Here is a 15,091-nt window from a genome sequence, read left to right on the forward strand (position 1 = left end):
CCCCTTTCTAGTAGCCTAATTTTTTCGCTTTTTCGACAACGTCTTCGATCTTACCTACGCTTCGGAAAGCTTCTTCAGGAAGATCGTCGTATTTGCCGTCTAAGATTTCACGGAAACCTTTGACTGTTTCTTCGATTGGAACATATGAACCTGGTTGACCAGTAAATTGTTCCGCTACGTTAAAGTTTTGTGATAAGAAGAATTGGATTCGGCGTGCGCGTGAAACCAATACTTTTTCTTGATCAGATAATTCATCCATACCTAAGATTGCAATGATATCTTGCAATTCACGGTAACGTTGCAAGACATGCTGTACTTCTGTTGCAACATGGTAATGTTCTTCTCCAACGATTTCAGGTGCTAAGGCACTTGATGAAGAAGCTAATGGGTCCACCGCAGGATAGATCCCTTGTTCTGTCAATTTACGTTCCAAGTTCGTTGTTGCATCCAAGTGGGCGAAGGCTGTCGCTGGCGCTGGGTCAGTATAGTCATCCGCTGGCACGTAGATTGCTTGGATCGAAGTGATTGAACCTTTTTTCGTTGAAGTAATACGTTCTTGCAATTGACCCATTTCAGTAGCCAAAGTTGGTTGGTAACCAACGGCAGATGGCATACGTCCCAGCAAGGCAGAAACTTCTGAACCTGCTTGTGTGAAACGGAAAATATTATCAATAAACAATAGCACGTCTTGGCCTTCTACATCACGGAAGTATTCAGCGATCGTCAAACCAGTCAAGGCAACACGCATACGTGCGCCTGGTGGTTCGTTCATTTGTCCGAACACCATGGCTGTTTTTTCGATAACGCCTGAATCTTTCATTTCATAGTAAAGGTCATTCCCTTCACGTGTACGTTCACCAACACCGGTAAATACGGAGATACCCCCGTGTTCTTGAGCGATGTTATGGATCAATTCTTGGATCAATACGGTTTTACCAACACCGGCACCACCGAATAGTCCGACTTTACCACCTTTTAAGTAAGGAGCTAATAAGTCGATAACTTTGATCCCTGTTTCTAAAATCTCTGTACTTGTGCTTAATTCATCAAATTCAGGAGCTTTTTTGTGGATCTCGCTTCTATCAGCATCTTCGCTGAAAGGTTGTTCCAAGTCGATTGTTTCACCTAAAACGTTGAAAACACGTCCTAATGTGTCTTTTCCGACTGGGACAGAGATTGCTTTCCCAGTGTCAACGACTTCTGTACCTCGTTGTAATCCGTCTGTAGACTCCATCGCGATTGTACGGATGATGCCGTCACCTAGTTCCAAAGCTGCTTCTAGAACTACTTTTGATTTTTGTTCGTCATTTTTATAAACAACTAATGCGTTGTTGATATCTGGTAAGGATTGGTCTAAAGAAAATTCCACGTCGACAACGGGACCGATTACTTGAACAATCTTGCCTGAACTCATCTTTTTTCCTCCAATCTCAATACTTATTCTAAAGCCGATGCTCCGGCTACGATTTCGGTAATTTCTTGGGTAATAGCCCCTTGTCTTGCACGATTATAAGAAATCGTCAAATCATCGATAATGTTTGCAGCATTATCAGTAGCTGTTTTCATTGCGGTCATACCAGCAGCATGTTCTGCTGTTTTCGCGTCAACGATGGCACCATAAATCAAACTTTCAGCATACTGAGGCAATAATTGTGCCAAGATGTCTTCTTTTGATGGTTCAAATAGGTACTCTTGGTCGAATTTTGTTGCTTCTTCTGGATCCAGGTCTGAGATTGGTAACATTTTTTCTACCCGAAATTGACTTGTCAATGAATTGATATGATGGTTGTAACATACATACAATTCATCAAATACTTCATTTTGGTACATTGTGGTTGCCATGTTTACGATTTTACGTACTTCGTCAAAGCTTGGCTGATCTGAAAGGTTACGTAACTCATAGGCTAAGTCGATGCCGCGCGCTTTAAAGAAATCTGCACCGGTACCGCCAATAGCGATCATTACATATTCATCATTATTCTGATGATCTTCTTCCAAGATCGACATCGTTTGTTTTAAAATCGAACTGTTATAACCGCCGACAAGTCCTCCGTCGGCAGTTATAACGATATACCCTGTTTTTTTGACAGGTCTGCTGATCAGCATACTATTGTAATTCACACCGCTGTCTGTATTAGAAGCAGCGATATCACTTAGTTGAGTAGCTGTCAAATGCGTAACGATTTCACGTACTTTCGATGCATATACTTGGAATTTTTGAGAAGAAGCTTCAGATTTCGTCAATTTAGAAGCCGAAACCATCTGCATGGCACGCGTGATCTGACTTGTTTTTTTCGTCGAAGCGATCCGCGTTTTGATTTCATTTAATGAAGCGCCCATTCATCTCACCTCACTATGCATTTTGAATGGATTTCAATTTATCTTCTGCTGAGGAATTATTTCCATTTGAAGCAGAGAAGATGTCTCTATATTCTTTGATTGCACTGTTCAATGTTTCTTCTTCTGGAAGATCTTTTGTTGTGCGGATCGTTTCAAAGATATCTGCATGGTTTGTTTCCAAGTATTCGAATAAGTTGCTTTCGAAGTCTAAGATATCGTCAACTGGGATACTGTCTAAGAAACCATGTGTCAAGGCATACAAGATCACTACTTGTTTTTCAACAGGAAGCGGTGCATGTAATTTTTGTTTCAAGATTTCTACTGTACGGCGACCACGATTCAATTTCGCTTGTGTCGCTGCATCAAGATCAGAACCAAATTGAGTGAAGGCTTCTAATTCACGGTAGCTTGCTAAGTCTAGACGCAATGTTCCGGCAACTTTTTTCATTGCTTTGATTTGCGCTGATCCACCAACACGGGATACAGAAAGACCGGCATCTACGGCAGGACGAGTACCTGCATAGAACAAGTCGCTTTCCAAGAAGATTTGTCCGTCAGTGATTGAGATAACGTTTGTTGGGATATATGCTGAGATATCTCCCGCTTGCGTTTCAACGAATGGTAAAGCAGTCATTGAGCCGCCGCCTAATTCATCACTTAGTTTTGCAGCACGTTCTAAAAGACGTGAATGCAAGTAGAATACGTCACCTGGATATGCTTCACGACCTGGTGGACGACGTAGAAGTAAAGAAAGTTCACGGTAAGCTACGGCTTGTTTTGATAAGTCATCAAAAACGATCAAGACGTGTTTGCCGTTATACATGAATTCTTCACCCATCGCTGCACCAGCGTAAGGAGCGATATACAATAATGGAGCAGGTTGAGATGCACCAGCATTCACAACGATTGTATAGTCCATTGCACCATAACGTTTCAATGTTTCAACTTGTGTACGGACAGTTGAATCTTTTTGTCCGATCGCTACATAGATACAAATCATATCTTGACCTTTTTGGTTGATGATCGTATCGATCGCGATAGATGTTTTACCAGTTTTACGGTCACCGATGACTAACTCACGTTGGCCGCGGCCGATTGGGACTAATGCGTCGATGGCTTTTAGACCAGTCTGCATTGGTTCTCCAACTGATTGACGCTGCATAACGCCTGGCGCCATTGCTTCTACTGGACGGCTTTTATCTGTTTTGATTTCTCCTAGTCCATCGATTGGCTGACCCAAAGGATTAACGACACGTCCGATCAATGCTTCTCCAACTGGAACTTCCATGATCTTGCCTGTTCGTTTTACTTTGTCTCCTTCACGAATGGTTTCGAAATCACCAAGGATAATGATACCTACGTCATTTGATTCTAAGTTTTGCGCCATTCCGTATGAACCGTTCGAAAATTCAAGCAACTCACCGCTCATTGCATTTTCCAATCCGTGTGCACGAGCGATTCCGTCACCGATATACGTAACAGTCCCTACTTCTTCAACTGAAAGTTCGTTTTGATAATTTTCAATTTGCTCTTTGATCAAGGCACTAATTTCTTCTGCTTTGATGGCCATTCGATTCACCTACCTCTTTGTACTATCTGTTTAATTGATTACGCAAGTTTTCTAACTGCGTGCGGATACTTCCATCGATTACCCGATGATTGGCTTCGACAATTGCGCCACCAATAATAGAAGAATCTATTTTTCTTGTTAATTCGACTTTTTGATAGTTCATTGTTTTTGCAAAATTATTCGCTAATTTTTCAGCTTGTTCATCTGTAAGCGGTACTGCTGTTGTCACAGTTCCTAGCAACAAACCATTTTCTTCATCGTAACGGCGTTCATATTCATCGATCATGAATAATAGATCGTCCATCCGATTGTAGTTGAAGACAACTTCCAAAAAGTTCTTCACAAGACCTTCATAGCCGCTGACTAAGTTATCCATGATTGAACGTTTTTCGTTTCCTTCCAAACGAACATCACTTAAGACATTTCCTAAATCAGGAACTTCTTGATAAATCGCACGCAAGCTTAGCAGTTCTTGGTAGACTTCCTCGCTTTTGTTTGAATCGATCGCCAGTTCAAACAAAGCTTTTCCGTAACGTCTTCCTACTGTATATTTATCTAGTTTCATTTGTAGAACCTAGACCTTCGATATATTGGTTGATTAAAGATTCATGCATTTCTGGAGATAATTCTTTATTCAGAATTTTTTCCGCAATTTGAAGAGAAAGATCTGCTACGTCGTCTTTAACAGTGCTCAACGCAGTATCACGTTCAAGTTTGATGTCAGACTGCGCTTTTGTTTTCAAGCGAGCGACTTCTTCTTGAGTCTCTTTCAAAATATTTTGACGGCTTAATTCTCCGCTTTCTTTCGCGTTTTTGATGATATCAGCTGCATCAGAACGAGATGCTAACATTTGCTGTTCGCGTTCTTGTTCCAATTTCGCTGCTTTCACGCGAGATTGTTCTGCAGAATCTAAATCATTGGCGATCTTATCTTCACGTTTTTTCAGAATATCGCTGATGGGTCCCCAAGCAAAGTGCTTTAATAGAACCATTAAAATCAAAAATGAGCCGCTGACAACGATGATATTACCTAACATCGGATTGCCAACTTCCGCAATAGCCAATTGATTCAGCATAAGCTAGCCTTCCTTTCTATGAGGTGTTTCTGTTTTCATGTAAAAAAGCAGTAACGAATCTGTTTACGTTTCTGCTAAATTACTAAGCATATTAAACGGCAAAGACTAGGATCAATGCGATAACCACACCTAAGATAGGAACAGCTTCAACTAGGGCTACACCGATAAACATTGTTGTACGTAATTGACCTGACATTTCAGGTTGGCGTGCCATTGACTCGATTGTTTTAGAAATTACTTGACCATTACCATAACCAGCACCGATAGCTGCCCCCATGATTGCAATTGCTGCTGCGATATAATTCATAATTATTTTCCTCCTAAAATATCATTGATTGATTTTTTTATTGACATTACTCTTCCGCTTCGATCTTATGACTCATATAAACCATAGATAAAGTGGCAAAAACAAACGCTTGGATACTTCCGATGAATAGTGAAAAAGCAATCCAGACCATTTCTAACGGGATTGCAAGCGGTAATGAGACCCAGCCTAGGTTCGTCATCATTTTCGCAATCAATGTTAGCAATACTTCCCCCGCATAGATATTTCCGTAAAGACGTAAAGCGAGAGTCAGTGTATTCGTGAACTCTTCCAAAATCTTCATTGGCAACATGAAACTGATTGGTTTCAGATACGTGTTGACCAGGTACCCTTTGAATCCAAAACGTTTTACCCCAAATAAGTGAGTAAGAAGTATCATCATAAATGCTAATGTTAGTGTTACAAACGGATCGGCTGTTGGGCTTTTCCATAGGGTCGTTTCGTTCGGCAAGACGATTTTAGTCATCAACCCTAAGTTATTCGCTACAAACACAAACAAGAATAATGTAAAGACCAATAAATGGAAATTACTCAATTCTTTACGAGGCATGTTGTCCGTAACGATCCCACGTGCAAAGTCGATTACCCATTCAATCGCATTTTGTTTTCCTTTAGGCTTCATCTGCAAATTGCGGGTGAAGAAATAAACAAGGAAAAAGACAATCAAACAGGTTAGCAACACCATCAAACAAACTGTACCATCGAACCATATAGGACCAATGTGGAACGTCAGCGAGCGTTCATCCAATTCTTTTCACCTCTTTTCCCTTGAAATGATATCGGAAGATTTTCCGATCAACTGCATTTCGGTTCTCCTAAAAGATTCAGTCATAACCACTGCGTATCATACCACCAGAAAAAGAAAATTTCAAAAGATTTTCATGAAATTTGGACATTTTCTTTTTTCAGTCTAAAAAGGTAATGCAACGCACGATTTTGATTGGAAATCTTAAGGTAAAATCCTATTATAATCATGCTTTATCAGATTAAATGCTAACAAATTTTACCACTAAGTAAAAGTAAAAGCACCTAATATGCGAAAAAGGATATTGAAATTATCGTGAGAAATTTTTTAACGTTCGATCAATTTCACGTTTGATATCTTTGCGTTTCAAATCTTCCCGCTTGTCGTAATTCTTTTTCCCTTTCGCAATCCCAATCAGTACTTTTGCATAACCATTGCGCAAATAGACTTTCAATGGGACGACTGTTACACCGGCATTTTTTAATTCTTCTGTCAGACGCGCGATTTGTTTCTTATGAAGAAGCAGTTTTCGCGTTCTTACAGGATCGTGATTAAAGATGTTTCCTTGTTCATAAGGACTGATATGCACATTGGATAAGAAGGCTTCGCCGTTTCGTACGCGGACAAACCCATCTTTCAAGTTGATTCGGCTGTTGCGGATGGACTTGATCTCTGTTCCCTGCAAGACCATCCCAGCTTCCATCGTGTCGATGATCGTATAATCATGACGCGCTTTTTTATTTTGGGCGATTAATTTTCCTTCGCCTTTTGGCATGTTTTTGTTCCTCCAACTCTTTTATTTCTTTTTCTTCTTTTTGATTCCTTTATAAAAAGGTTTTTTCCCTTTTTTCTTGTTAGGCTGTTTTTTGTTTTTGGTTTCGTTTTTCGCAGAATGTGCGGCTGGACGTTTCTTTTCTTTAGTGTTTCTTCTGCCTTTGTTTGTTGCACGCGGCCGTTCTAACTGTGCCACTTCTTCGGCTGAGACTAGTTCAAAATCGATCGCACGTTCATCGGGATCAGCTTTTGTGACTTTTACTCGTACTTTCTGACCGATTTTGAAGGTCAAGCCAGTTCGTTCGCCGACAAGTGCTAAATGATTTTCGATAAAGTGGAAATAATCTTGTTTCAATTCATTGATGTGGATCAATCCTTCGATCGTATTCGGCAATTCGATGAATAATCCGAATTTCACGACCGAGCTGATGATTCCATCAAATTCTTCGCCTACTTTATCCATCATATATTCGGCTTTCTTCATTGCATCTACTTCACGTTCTGCTTCGACTGCGCGGCGTTCCATTTTTGAACTGTGATCAGCGATATCTGGTAATGCTGCTGCCCAATTTTCTTGGTTTTGTTCACTTTTGTCTTCGCTGTATGAACGAATCAAACGATGGACGATCAAATCAGGATAGCGGCGGATCGGCGAAGTAAAGTGCGTATAATAGCTTGCTGCTAATCCATAGTGCCCTGCATTTTCTTCTGAATAGCGTGCTTGCTGCATACTGCGTAAAAGCATCGTATTGATCACAGCTGATTCAGGTTTGTCTTCCACATCCTCGATGACTTTCTGCAAATCTTTCGGCGTGATCGTTCCTTTTGTTCCTTTGACCAAAATACCTAAAGCAGAAGCAAAATCAAAGAAGCGCTGCATTTTCTCTTCTTTTGGCTGTTCATGAATTCGATAAATAAATGGCAAATGCTGCTGATTATGATGTTTTGCTACCGTTTCGTTGGCTATCAGCATAAAGGACTCGATCAAGCGCTCGCCTACTCCGCGGTCTCTCATTAAAATATCTAAAGGATGACCAGATTCGTTGACCAAAATCTTTGCTTCTCTATCTTCAAACGAAATCGCACCTCGGCGTATACGCATCGTTTCCAAAATATGATGGAGCTCGCCCATTTCTTCAAACATAGGAACTAAATCTTTATAGCGTTCCATTGTTTCCGGCTCTTTTTCTTCCAGAATTTTGTTAACTGCTGTATAGGTCATTCGTTCCGTCGTTTGGATCACACTTGGGAAAATCTCGTAGGAAACGACATTTCCTTCGCCATCGATCTCCATCTCGCAACTCATCGTCAAACGAGGAACATGCGGATTCAAGGAACAAATACCATTGGATAAACGTTGCGGGATCATCGGGATCACACGGTCCGTCAAATAGACACTCGTTCCACGTTCATACGCCTCTTGATCCAGTTTGCTTCCTTGTGTGACATAATAAGAAACATCTGCGATATGCACACCTAAGAAATAATTTCCGTTTGCTAATTTTTTGACAGTGACGGCATCATCTAAATCTTTTGCGTCTTCCCCATCGATCGTAACAATCATTTGGTCACGCAAATCTTTACGTCCTGCTAAATCTTTTTCTTCGATTTGATCCGGTACTTGGTCTGCTTCGGTCAATACATCATCAGGGAATTTTGTCGGGATACCATTTGATACAACGATGGAAAGAATATCCATACCAGGATCATTTTTATGGCCGATCACTTGTTTGACGATCCCTTCCATACTCGTTGCATAGCCGCTTTCTGGATAATGGGTCAATTCGATCATGACGATACTGCCATCAGCTGGCCGTACACCTTCTGCTGCTGCATAGACTTTGAATTTCGCTAGTTTTCGATCTTTTGGAACAACCACTCCGTAAAGATCCGTTTCTTTGATTTCTTCATCTGTATATGCAACAAATTCTCCAGCTAACTGTGTTGTTCCTCTTTTGCGGATCTCAACGACTTTTCCTTCCGCTCCCTTGTCCATGCCTGCATTTGCCGGCGACACGATATCTACTGCAACTGTATCGCCATCTAAAGCATAGCCTGTTGCTTCTTTCGGGATATAGATGTCATCTTCTTCTGGATCGATCGTCACAAAGCCAAATCCGCGTTCGTTTGCTCGAAAGGTTCCTTCTAATAAAACAGGACGCATTGGAAGCTTGACTTTGCCTTTTTTATTGAAAACAAGTGTGTTTTCTCGTTCCATCTGGGCAATCGTCTGAACTAATAATTTATAATCTTCACTTTTTTGAAAGCCTAAGCCTTCTGCAATCTCTTCGACTGAAAAACTCTTTTTACGGCCGCTTTCCATGAAGAAGAGGATTTTCTCTTTAATTGTTTCTTTTGTCATATATTTTCCTCATTCCAAGGTAATTTATTTAAAAAATCCAGCACATCTTCTTCTAACTCACGTCGGTCATTTCCGACAGTGATGACATGCGGACTATTTGGATACCATTGTAAAACTGTTCTTTGTTCACGCAACGCGCGCGCTGTTTCGAAAATACCCATCGGATCGATCATTTGGTCTTTTCCGGCTTGTGCCATAAAAACGGGAACGCTGATTTCCGAAAGTTTCTCCGCGGCAATAGCTGCCTGCGCTTCGACCGCCGCTAGCTGCTCTTTGATTTTTGGACGCATCGCTGTTAATTTTTCATTGATTTCTGTTTCTGTTTTCCCGGCCGTCTTCAATACTTGCCCAGCATATTTTTCAAAGTTTTCCGGTACGTTGGTTTCAACTGGCATGATTGGCGAACAAAAGAAGCCGCCGCCCAAAACAGAACATTCTTCTATTGTCCGTACGGCGAAAATCCCGCCCATCGAAAGTCCGAATACAGCAATCTCAGAGAATCCTTCTTTGTTCAAAAAAGAAACAGCTTGTTTTGTATTTTCCCACCAGTTCTCCGGTGTCTGCGTCAAGATATCTTCAGGGTCTAACGTACCGTGCCCGTCAAACATGGGAGCATAAACGGTATAATCGGCTTTTTCTAAAAAACGAGCCAACATTCGAACGTCATTTGAACTGCCTGAATACGCATGTAAAAGAAGTACCGCACGTTTTCCATGGGGCGCGTACAGCTCTTTTGGGAGATTGATTTTCATTTGTTTCACCTCATTTTCATTTTACCATAGTTTAGATAGAACCTGTTGTATGCGGTTTACTTACAGAAAAAAGAGCCGGGACAACGGTCGATCGACACATGCCCTAGCTCTGGTCATTTAAAGTCAAAATCACTTTACTTGTTTCATGGTTTCTAATGTGAAGATAGAAACGCTAAAACAAACAGCAAGATCATCCAAGCAGCGCCCATCACTGCTGTTGCCCGCTGCATCACTGCTTCAAATCCGCGTGCTTTTTGTTTGCCGAAGAGCTGATCCGCTCCGCCGGTAAAAGCACTCGCAGCACTATTTTGTTTGCTAGGCTGCATCATGATTGCAATGACCATAATGATAGATAACACGATTACGATTCCTAAAATCAGATTATACATGTTATTTCCTCCCTTCTCTTAAAAAATCTCGTCTCTTTAACTCTATCACACTACTACTGGAATTTCCAGCCTATAAAAGTAAAAGCCTGCTCCAGAAAAGAAAAAAGAGACTTCCGCAAAACACGCAGTCCGTCTCTTATACATTCAATCGCGATGTCCGATCTTGTCAGCAAAAAAATACTGATTATTTTTTCAACACATCTTGATATTCAGATTTTTGTTCAAATTCTTTTTTAGCAAATGGGCATAAAGGAATCACTTTTTTTCCTTCGCGTCGTGCGAATTCTACGCCGCTTAGTACAAGTTTTTCCGCAAGCTTCTGGCCGCGGTATTTAGGATCGACGAAGGTATGGTCGATGATCATGATTTCCGGACCTGCTTCTGCCCAAGTCATTTCTCCGATTTCCTGTTGTTCATCATTCAATAAAGCAAAACGATTTTTTTCTTCTCTGATTTCCATTTTTCTTGTCACCCTTTTCGTATAAACTTCAAAGCTCCGCTCGGGCATGTGTTGATTACTCGGCTGTCTTCATCTGCTGAAGCATTATCTGGAATGATCCAAGGTCTGCGTCCTACTTCGAATACTTCTGGATTTCCTCTTACACAGTTCCCACTGTGGATACAGATACTTTTGTTATAGTAAATATCAATATCTTCACCAGTATATTTACGGTAACCTTGTGCTAATAATTCTTCTTCAACAGCTGGTTTGTCATTCAATCGACTTCCGTCCATCTGACCTCGCTCCTTGCTCTGGTAGTCTTTTTTGTTCTCATAAATTTTAACAGTCAAGACACCTGGAGACAAACATTTCCTCCGACCTATTTTCACCAAATAATTGAAGGATTTTGATTACTTGATTTCTTTTTGGATAAAGGTGAAAATCGTCTGCCAATACGCCTCAGAATCTCTTGCTGCCGCTTCGAGATGTTCTGATTTTGGGATCAAAAACAATTCTTTTCTGCCAGCAGTGGCTCCGTAGACGGTATAAGCAGCTTCGACAGGAACGAAATGATCATATTCCCCGTGCAGGATAAGGATCGGCAGATGGTTGCTGCCTAATTGACGTGTAGCAGAAGCTTGTTTTAATGAATAACCCGCGTATTTTTGAGCATAGCGATTGGCATAACGCATGATCAGCCATTTAGGAAAACGAGTCAGCTTGCTGAGCATATAGCGCAATTCTGCATAAACGGACACATAACCGCTATCCAAAATAAATCCTTTGACTTGTTTCGGCAGTTTTTCTCCGCTCATCATCATGATGGCTGACGCACCCATTGATTCGCCGTGAAAAATAATCGTCGCATCAGGATATTCTTCTAACACTAAGTTGACCCAGCCAATCAAATCTAAGCGATCCAGCCAGCACATCCCGATGATTTCTCCTTCACTTTCTCCATGTGCACGCAAATCAGGGATCAAGACATTGTATCCTTGTTCAAAATATTTTTTCCCAATAAACGAAAGGTCACGTTTTCCGGTGCTGCGATAATCATGGACACCGATCACCCACTCCGAAGAACTTTGTTGACGAAACAGACTGCCGCTCAATTTCAATCCATCATGGCTTTTGATGGTCTTCTTTTCTCCGGTTTCCCAGAAGCTCGAAGCCTGTTGTTCTAATTTTCGGCGACTCTTCTCGACCGTTGCAAAAGCTGCTGGATTCATCAAACGATGCCCTGTTGTCTCATACCAGTTATAGCCGCGCTGTACCCCTGCTTTGATTAATTTTTTCGCATATTCATAAGACAAAAAACAATAAATAAAAACTGCTGCGAATAAAAGGATAAGTAAATAGATCAGTCCCACTTTACTTCCTCACTTTCTCTTTGAATGATCAATAAATCTTTATGCTTCCTATAATGATTTTTACTCGAATCCTATAATTGCATATTCTCGTTCATTGTATCACTTTCAAGAAAAATTGCTCAAGTTTTACTAGATTCTTTTCTTCTTTTTTTTATATTTTAAATAAAAAAAAAGAAGCAGATGCATCTGCACCTTGCTTCTGTTGATTTCGACACTGTTATTATTTGGTTGCTTTTTGCACCTGCTCAACCTTTTGCTGAATAAATCGTGCCCAATTGTTCTTTTATTTGGCTGATTACTGCTTCTTGATGTCCGCTGTCATTCAGAAGGTCTAATGTGTTGCCATCAATAATCAATTTTGGACTCGCATCATAATCGGCGATCCATTCTTTGTAACGTTTAAGTAGTAAAATATAATAGTCTCTTAAGGAAGGATCATCTTCAAACTGCTCATAGTCTCTTCCTCGCTGACGTATGCGGCGCAGCATCTCTTCCTCGCTCAAGTCGATAAAGACCATCAGATCCGGCCGATAACGTTCATCTTCTAAAATGCCCGTCGTCACAGCGCTGTCCATCTCATCATAAACCGTCACTTGCAAATCCGTTGCTCTGCCAGAATCGCGGATCGCGTGGAAAAACAACTTATCTTCATATAATGAACGGTCTGCGATGTAATCGTCCATTGCCATCATTTCCCGTGTATTTTTTATCCTATGGCTTAAGAAATAGATTTGCAGCATAAATGCGTATTCTTTTGGGTTTTCGTAAAACAAAGGTAGTACAGGGTTATCATCGACAGGTTCTACATAGATCGGCAAATCAAGTTCTCTTGATAATAATTCCGCCAATGTTGTTTTCCCTACCCCAATTGCACCTGAAATAAATATTTTCATCAAACAGCTCTCCTAAAACACTATATATAGAATCATAAATTAAATATACTACTATATTTTGTGTTTTACAAGATAACTCTCCTAAAAAAAGAAAAGACACAGGAAATCTCCTGCGCCTTTTCTGGTTGAATCAAAAGCGAAACGGATTGACCGCAAAAACAAGAGGGATATTGACAGTTTTTGGTCGAATGTTTCATTGCTTTTATAACAAATTATTTTCTTTTAAGATATCACCGATATACGTATGCTCTGTTTTCTTGATAAACCCTTCCACTAATTTACGTTCAACAAATGGCAGATCCATCTCTGTCAATTTCTTCTTATCTGACAGATAGTAAATAGAGTTTGCGAGTGTTCTCAAGTCGTAAGCAGAAGCAAATACTTCTGGGACGCCTCTCTCTACGTTTAACAGCTGATACACGGCTTCCATGGCTGTCCGTACAGAATATTCAGTGGTAAAGACTGTATCGCGTTCTGTTTCGGCGAAATTACCAATGAAAGCTAAGTTTTTTGATCCGTCTGGAATCACTTTTGGACGATCGCCAGGTTCTCTTAACATAAAGTAAGAAGTGATGAACGGCATGTAGACAGGAATAACTGTGCAAGATGTTTCAGAGAAGCGTTTGATATCTTCTTCTGGTACGCCAAGATGATACATCAATTCTTGAGCGATTTCTTGCCCGCTGCATTGTTCGATTGGTTTCTTGATATAATTTCCTGGTGTATTCGACAACAGTCCGTAGACCCATGTAATGGTTTGCTGATCGTTTTGTTCTTTAAAATGAGGTTGTCGATGTGTTGCAAAACTCATGCCCCAGTTTGAATCTTTGATGGTGATGATCCCGCCAGTAACGACTCTTCCTGTTCGTAATTTACGTTTCGTCAAACGAGAGATATAAGGTTCGATATCAAAATTCTCCCATGTAACAGTAGCCGAAACGAACCAGCTTTCATCTGGCAGGTTTTCACAGAATACTTCTGGGTGTCCAAATTCTTCGGACTGTTTCGCTAAGTTTTTCCATAGATTCCAGCTGCCGCCCAACTCGTGTGTGATTGGTGCTGGCGTATGGTGATCTCCTTGGGTAGAACTTTCAGTGATGGATCCATTTGTTACAAAGACCAAATCATTTTCTGTCAGTGAGATTGCTTGTGTTTTTCCTTCTTGGATATATTCGATTTGTCGTGCAGTCTTGCTTTCTTTATCGATATCGACTTGGATGTTATTGATTTTTGTTCCATATTGGAAATCAACGCCTTGGTCTTCTAAATAAGACAATAATGGTTTTACTAACGATTCATATTGGTTGTATCGAGTGAATTTCAGTGCCGTAAAATCAGGCAGCCCTTTGATGTGATGAATAAAGCGCATGACATATCTTCTCATCTCGATTGCAGAATGCCATTTTTCAAAGGCAAACATCGTGCACCAGTATAACCAAAAATTAGATTCGAAAAATTCTTCACCAAAAACATCTTCGATTCGTTGACCAATCAATTGGTCTTCGGAAGTCATAAATAAATGGACAAGTTCTTTTTGGGCCGTTTTTGATAAAGTAAACTGACCATCATCGGCGACTCTTTCGCCTCGATTATGGATGATCCGGCAATTGGATGAATTTGGATCATCATGGTCCAACCAATAAAATTCGTCTAAAACAGAAGCATCTTCTACTTCTAAAGATGGCACCGAGCGGAACAGATCCCATAAACATTCAAAATGATTTTCCATTTCACGACCGCCTCGAGTAACAAAACCATCATGAGGGATAAATTTTCCGTCTAATGATCCTCCTGAAAGTGAAAGTTCTTCATAGATATGGATATGTTCGCCTTTCATATGCCCGTCTCGAATCAAAAATACCGCCGCAGCTAAACCAGCGAGACCGGCACCAACGATATAGGCATTTTTGTTGTCAACATCAGCTGGCTTTCTGCTTCTTGCAAAAGCTTCGTAGTTACCATTTGTGTATCTCATCTTTTTTCCTCCTATTTCGTTACTTACAAATAAAGTGTAACAGTCTTCCAAATAGCTGACAAAAATATGTATCGGTAA

At 40.6% G+C, this 15,091-nt stretch carries 16 protein-coding genes; all 16 read right to left on the reverse strand.

Annotation, left to right across the window (positions count from 1 at the left end):
* Positions 1-7: 7 nt before the first annotated feature.
* On the reverse strand, positions 8-1,414 hold the full coding sequence (gene atpD, locus IGI64_RS08765) for a F0F1 ATP synthase subunit beta (RefSeq protein ID WP_016623452.1): 1,407 nt from the start codon (positions 1,412-1,414) through the stop codon (positions 8-10).
* Positions 1,415-1,437: 23 nt separating this feature from the next.
* Positions 1,438-2,340, reverse strand: a complete 903-nt coding sequence (locus IGI64_RS08770) for a F0F1 ATP synthase subunit gamma (protein WP_016623451.1) — start codon at positions 2,338-2,340, stop codon at positions 1,438-1,440.
* A 13-nt stretch (positions 2,341-2,353) separates the two neighbouring features.
* Positions 2,354-3,910 carry a F0F1 ATP synthase subunit alpha gene (atpA, locus tag IGI64_RS08775; RefSeq protein WP_016623450.1) on the reverse strand — a complete coding sequence of 519 codons (1,557 nt, stop codon included), beginning with the start codon at positions 3,908-3,910 and terminating at the stop codon, positions 2,354-2,356.
* A 22-nt stretch (positions 3,911-3,932) separates the two neighbouring features.
* Positions 3,933-4,475, reverse strand: coding sequence for a F0F1 ATP synthase subunit delta (locus tag IGI64_RS08780; RefSeq protein WP_429940210.1), 543 nt, complete (start codon positions 4,473-4,475; stop codon positions 3,933-3,935).
* Positions 4,462-4,986 (reverse strand): F0F1 ATP synthase subunit B, encoded by a 525-nt coding sequence (gene atpF, locus IGI64_RS08785; RefSeq protein WP_016623448.1) that lies wholly within the window; start codon positions 4,984-4,986, stop codon positions 4,462-4,464. The genes IGI64_RS08780 and atpF overlap by 14 nt, the downstream gene beginning before the upstream one ends.
* A 91-nt stretch (positions 4,987-5,077) precedes the next feature.
* Entirely contained in the window at positions 5,078-5,293 is a 216-nt protein-coding gene (gene atpE / locus IGI64_RS08790; protein ID WP_010718599.1) for an ATP synthase F0 subunit C, read from the reverse strand.
* Positions 5,294-5,339: 46 nt separating this feature from the next.
* Positions 5,340-6,059, reverse strand: a complete 720-nt coding sequence (gene atpB, locus IGI64_RS08795; RefSeq protein ID WP_034861474.1) for a F0F1 ATP synthase subunit A — start codon at positions 6,057-6,059, stop codon at positions 5,340-5,342.
* Between the two features lie 307 nt (positions 6,060-6,366).
* A complete protein-coding gene (smpB, locus tag IGI64_RS08800; RefSeq protein ID WP_016623446.1) occupies positions 6,367-6,831 on the reverse strand; it encodes an SsrA-binding protein SmpB in 465 nt (154 codons plus the stop codon).
* A 21-nt stretch (positions 6,832-6,852) separates the two neighbouring features.
* On the reverse strand, positions 6,853-9,192 hold the full coding sequence (gene rnr, locus IGI64_RS08805; protein ID WP_429940211.1) for a ribonuclease R: 2,340 nt from the start codon (positions 9,190-9,192) through the stop codon (positions 6,853-6,855).
* The gene (locus tag IGI64_RS08810; RefSeq protein WP_429940212.1) at positions 9,189-9,944 is read right to left on the reverse strand and encodes an alpha/beta hydrolase; all 756 of its coding nucleotides are present in this window, start codon (positions 9,942-9,944) and stop codon (positions 9,189-9,191) included. Before IGI64_RS08810 ends, rnr begins: the two co-directional genes overlap by 4 nt.
* 152 nt (positions 9,945-10,096) lie before the next feature.
* Positions 10,097-10,333, reverse strand: coding sequence for a preprotein translocase subunit SecG (gene secG / locus IGI64_RS08815; RefSeq protein WP_016623443.1), 237 nt, complete (start codon positions 10,331-10,333; stop codon positions 10,097-10,099).
* A 184-nt stretch (positions 10,334-10,517) separates the two neighbouring features.
* Positions 10,518-10,793, reverse strand: a complete 276-nt coding sequence (locus IGI64_RS08820; RefSeq protein WP_429940213.1) for a GNAT family N-acetyltransferase — start codon at positions 10,791-10,793, stop codon at positions 10,518-10,520.
* An 8-nt stretch (positions 10,794-10,801) separates the two neighbouring features.
* The gene (locus IGI64_RS08825) at positions 10,802-11,068 is read right to left on the reverse strand and encodes a (4Fe-4S)-binding protein (protein ID WP_034861577.1); all 267 of its coding nucleotides are present in this window, start codon (positions 11,066-11,068) and stop codon (positions 10,802-10,804) included.
* 117 nt (positions 11,069-11,185) lie between these two features.
* Positions 11,186-12,145 carry an alpha/beta hydrolase gene (locus tag IGI64_RS08830; RefSeq protein ID WP_429940214.1) on the reverse strand — a complete coding sequence of 320 codons (960 nt, stop codon included), beginning with the start codon at positions 12,143-12,145 and terminating at the stop codon, positions 11,186-11,188.
* A 245-nt stretch (positions 12,146-12,390) separates the two neighbouring features.
* Entirely contained in the window at positions 12,391-13,038 is a 648-nt protein-coding gene (locus IGI64_RS08835; RefSeq protein WP_016623437.1) for a deoxynucleoside kinase, read from the reverse strand.
* A 202-nt stretch (positions 13,039-13,240) separates the two neighbouring features.
* A complete protein-coding gene (locus IGI64_RS08840; protein WP_429940215.1) occupies positions 13,241-15,013 on the reverse strand; it encodes an oleate hydratase in 1,773 nt (590 codons plus the stop codon).
* Between the last annotated feature and the right edge of the window lie 78 nt (positions 15,014-15,091).

The sequence above is a fragment of the Enterococcus sp. DIV0210g genome (assembly GCF_050559705.1).
In the GTDB taxonomy this organism is placed as follows: Bacteria; Bacillota; Bacilli; order Lactobacillales; family Enterococcaceae; genus Enterococcus_B; species Enterococcus_B faecalis_A.

What these genes read in the sequence shown, in the direction of transcription:
- IGI64_RS08835 (WP_016623437.1), bottom strand. Translation starts at nt 13,038, where the DNA reads ATGAAAATATTTATTTCAGGTGCAATTGGGGTAGGGAAAACAACATTG.
- rnr (WP_429940211.1), bottom strand. Translation starts at nt 9,192, where the DNA reads ATGACAAAAGAAACAATTAAAGAGAAAATCCTCTTCTTCATGGAAAGC.
- smpB (WP_016623446.1), bottom strand. Translation starts at nt 6,831, where the DNA reads ATGCCAAAAGGCGAAGGAAAATTAATCGCCCAAAATAAAAAAGCGCGT.
- secG (WP_016623443.1), bottom strand. Translation starts at nt 10,333, where the DNA reads ATGTATAATCTGATTTTAGGAATCGTAATCGTGTTATCTATCATTATG.
- IGI64_RS08840 (WP_429940215.1), bottom strand. Translation starts at nt 15,013, where the DNA reads ATGAGATACACAAATGGTAACTACGAAGCTTTTGCAAGAAGCAGAAAG.
- atpF (WP_016623448.1), bottom strand. Translation starts at nt 4,986, where the DNA reads ATGCTGAATCAATTGGCTATTGCGGAAGTTGGCAATCCGATGTTAGGT.
- atpD (WP_016623452.1), bottom strand. Translation starts at nt 1,414, where the DNA reads ATGAGTTCAGGCAAGATTGTTCAAGTAATCGGTCCCGTTGTCGACGTG.
- IGI64_RS08770 (WP_016623451.1), bottom strand. Translation starts at nt 2,340, where the DNA reads ATGGGCGCTTCATTAAATGAAATCAAAACGCGGATCGCTTCGACGAAA.
- IGI64_RS08780 (WP_429940210.1), bottom strand. Translation starts at nt 4,475, where the DNA reads ATGAAACTAGATAAATATACAGTAGGAAGACGTTACGGAAAAGCTTTG.
- atpA (WP_016623450.1), bottom strand. Translation starts at nt 3,910, where the DNA reads ATGGCCATCAAAGCAGAAGAAATTAGTGCCTTGATCAAAGAGCAAATT.
- IGI64_RS08825 (WP_034861577.1), bottom strand. Translation starts at nt 11,068, where the DNA reads ATGGACGGAAGTCGATTGAATGACAAACCAGCTGTTGAAGAAGAATTA.
- atpE (WP_010718599.1), bottom strand. Translation starts at nt 5,293, where the DNA reads ATGAATTATATCGCAGCAGCAATTGCAATCATGGGGGCAGCTATCGGT.
- IGI64_RS08820 (WP_429940213.1), bottom strand. Translation starts at nt 10,793, where the DNA reads ATGGAAATCAGAGAAGAAAAAAATCGTTTTGCTTTATTGAATGATGAA.
- IGI64_RS08810 (WP_429940212.1), bottom strand. Translation starts at nt 9,944, where the DNA reads ATGAAAATCAATCTCCCAAAAGAGCTGTACGCGCCCCATGGAAAACGT.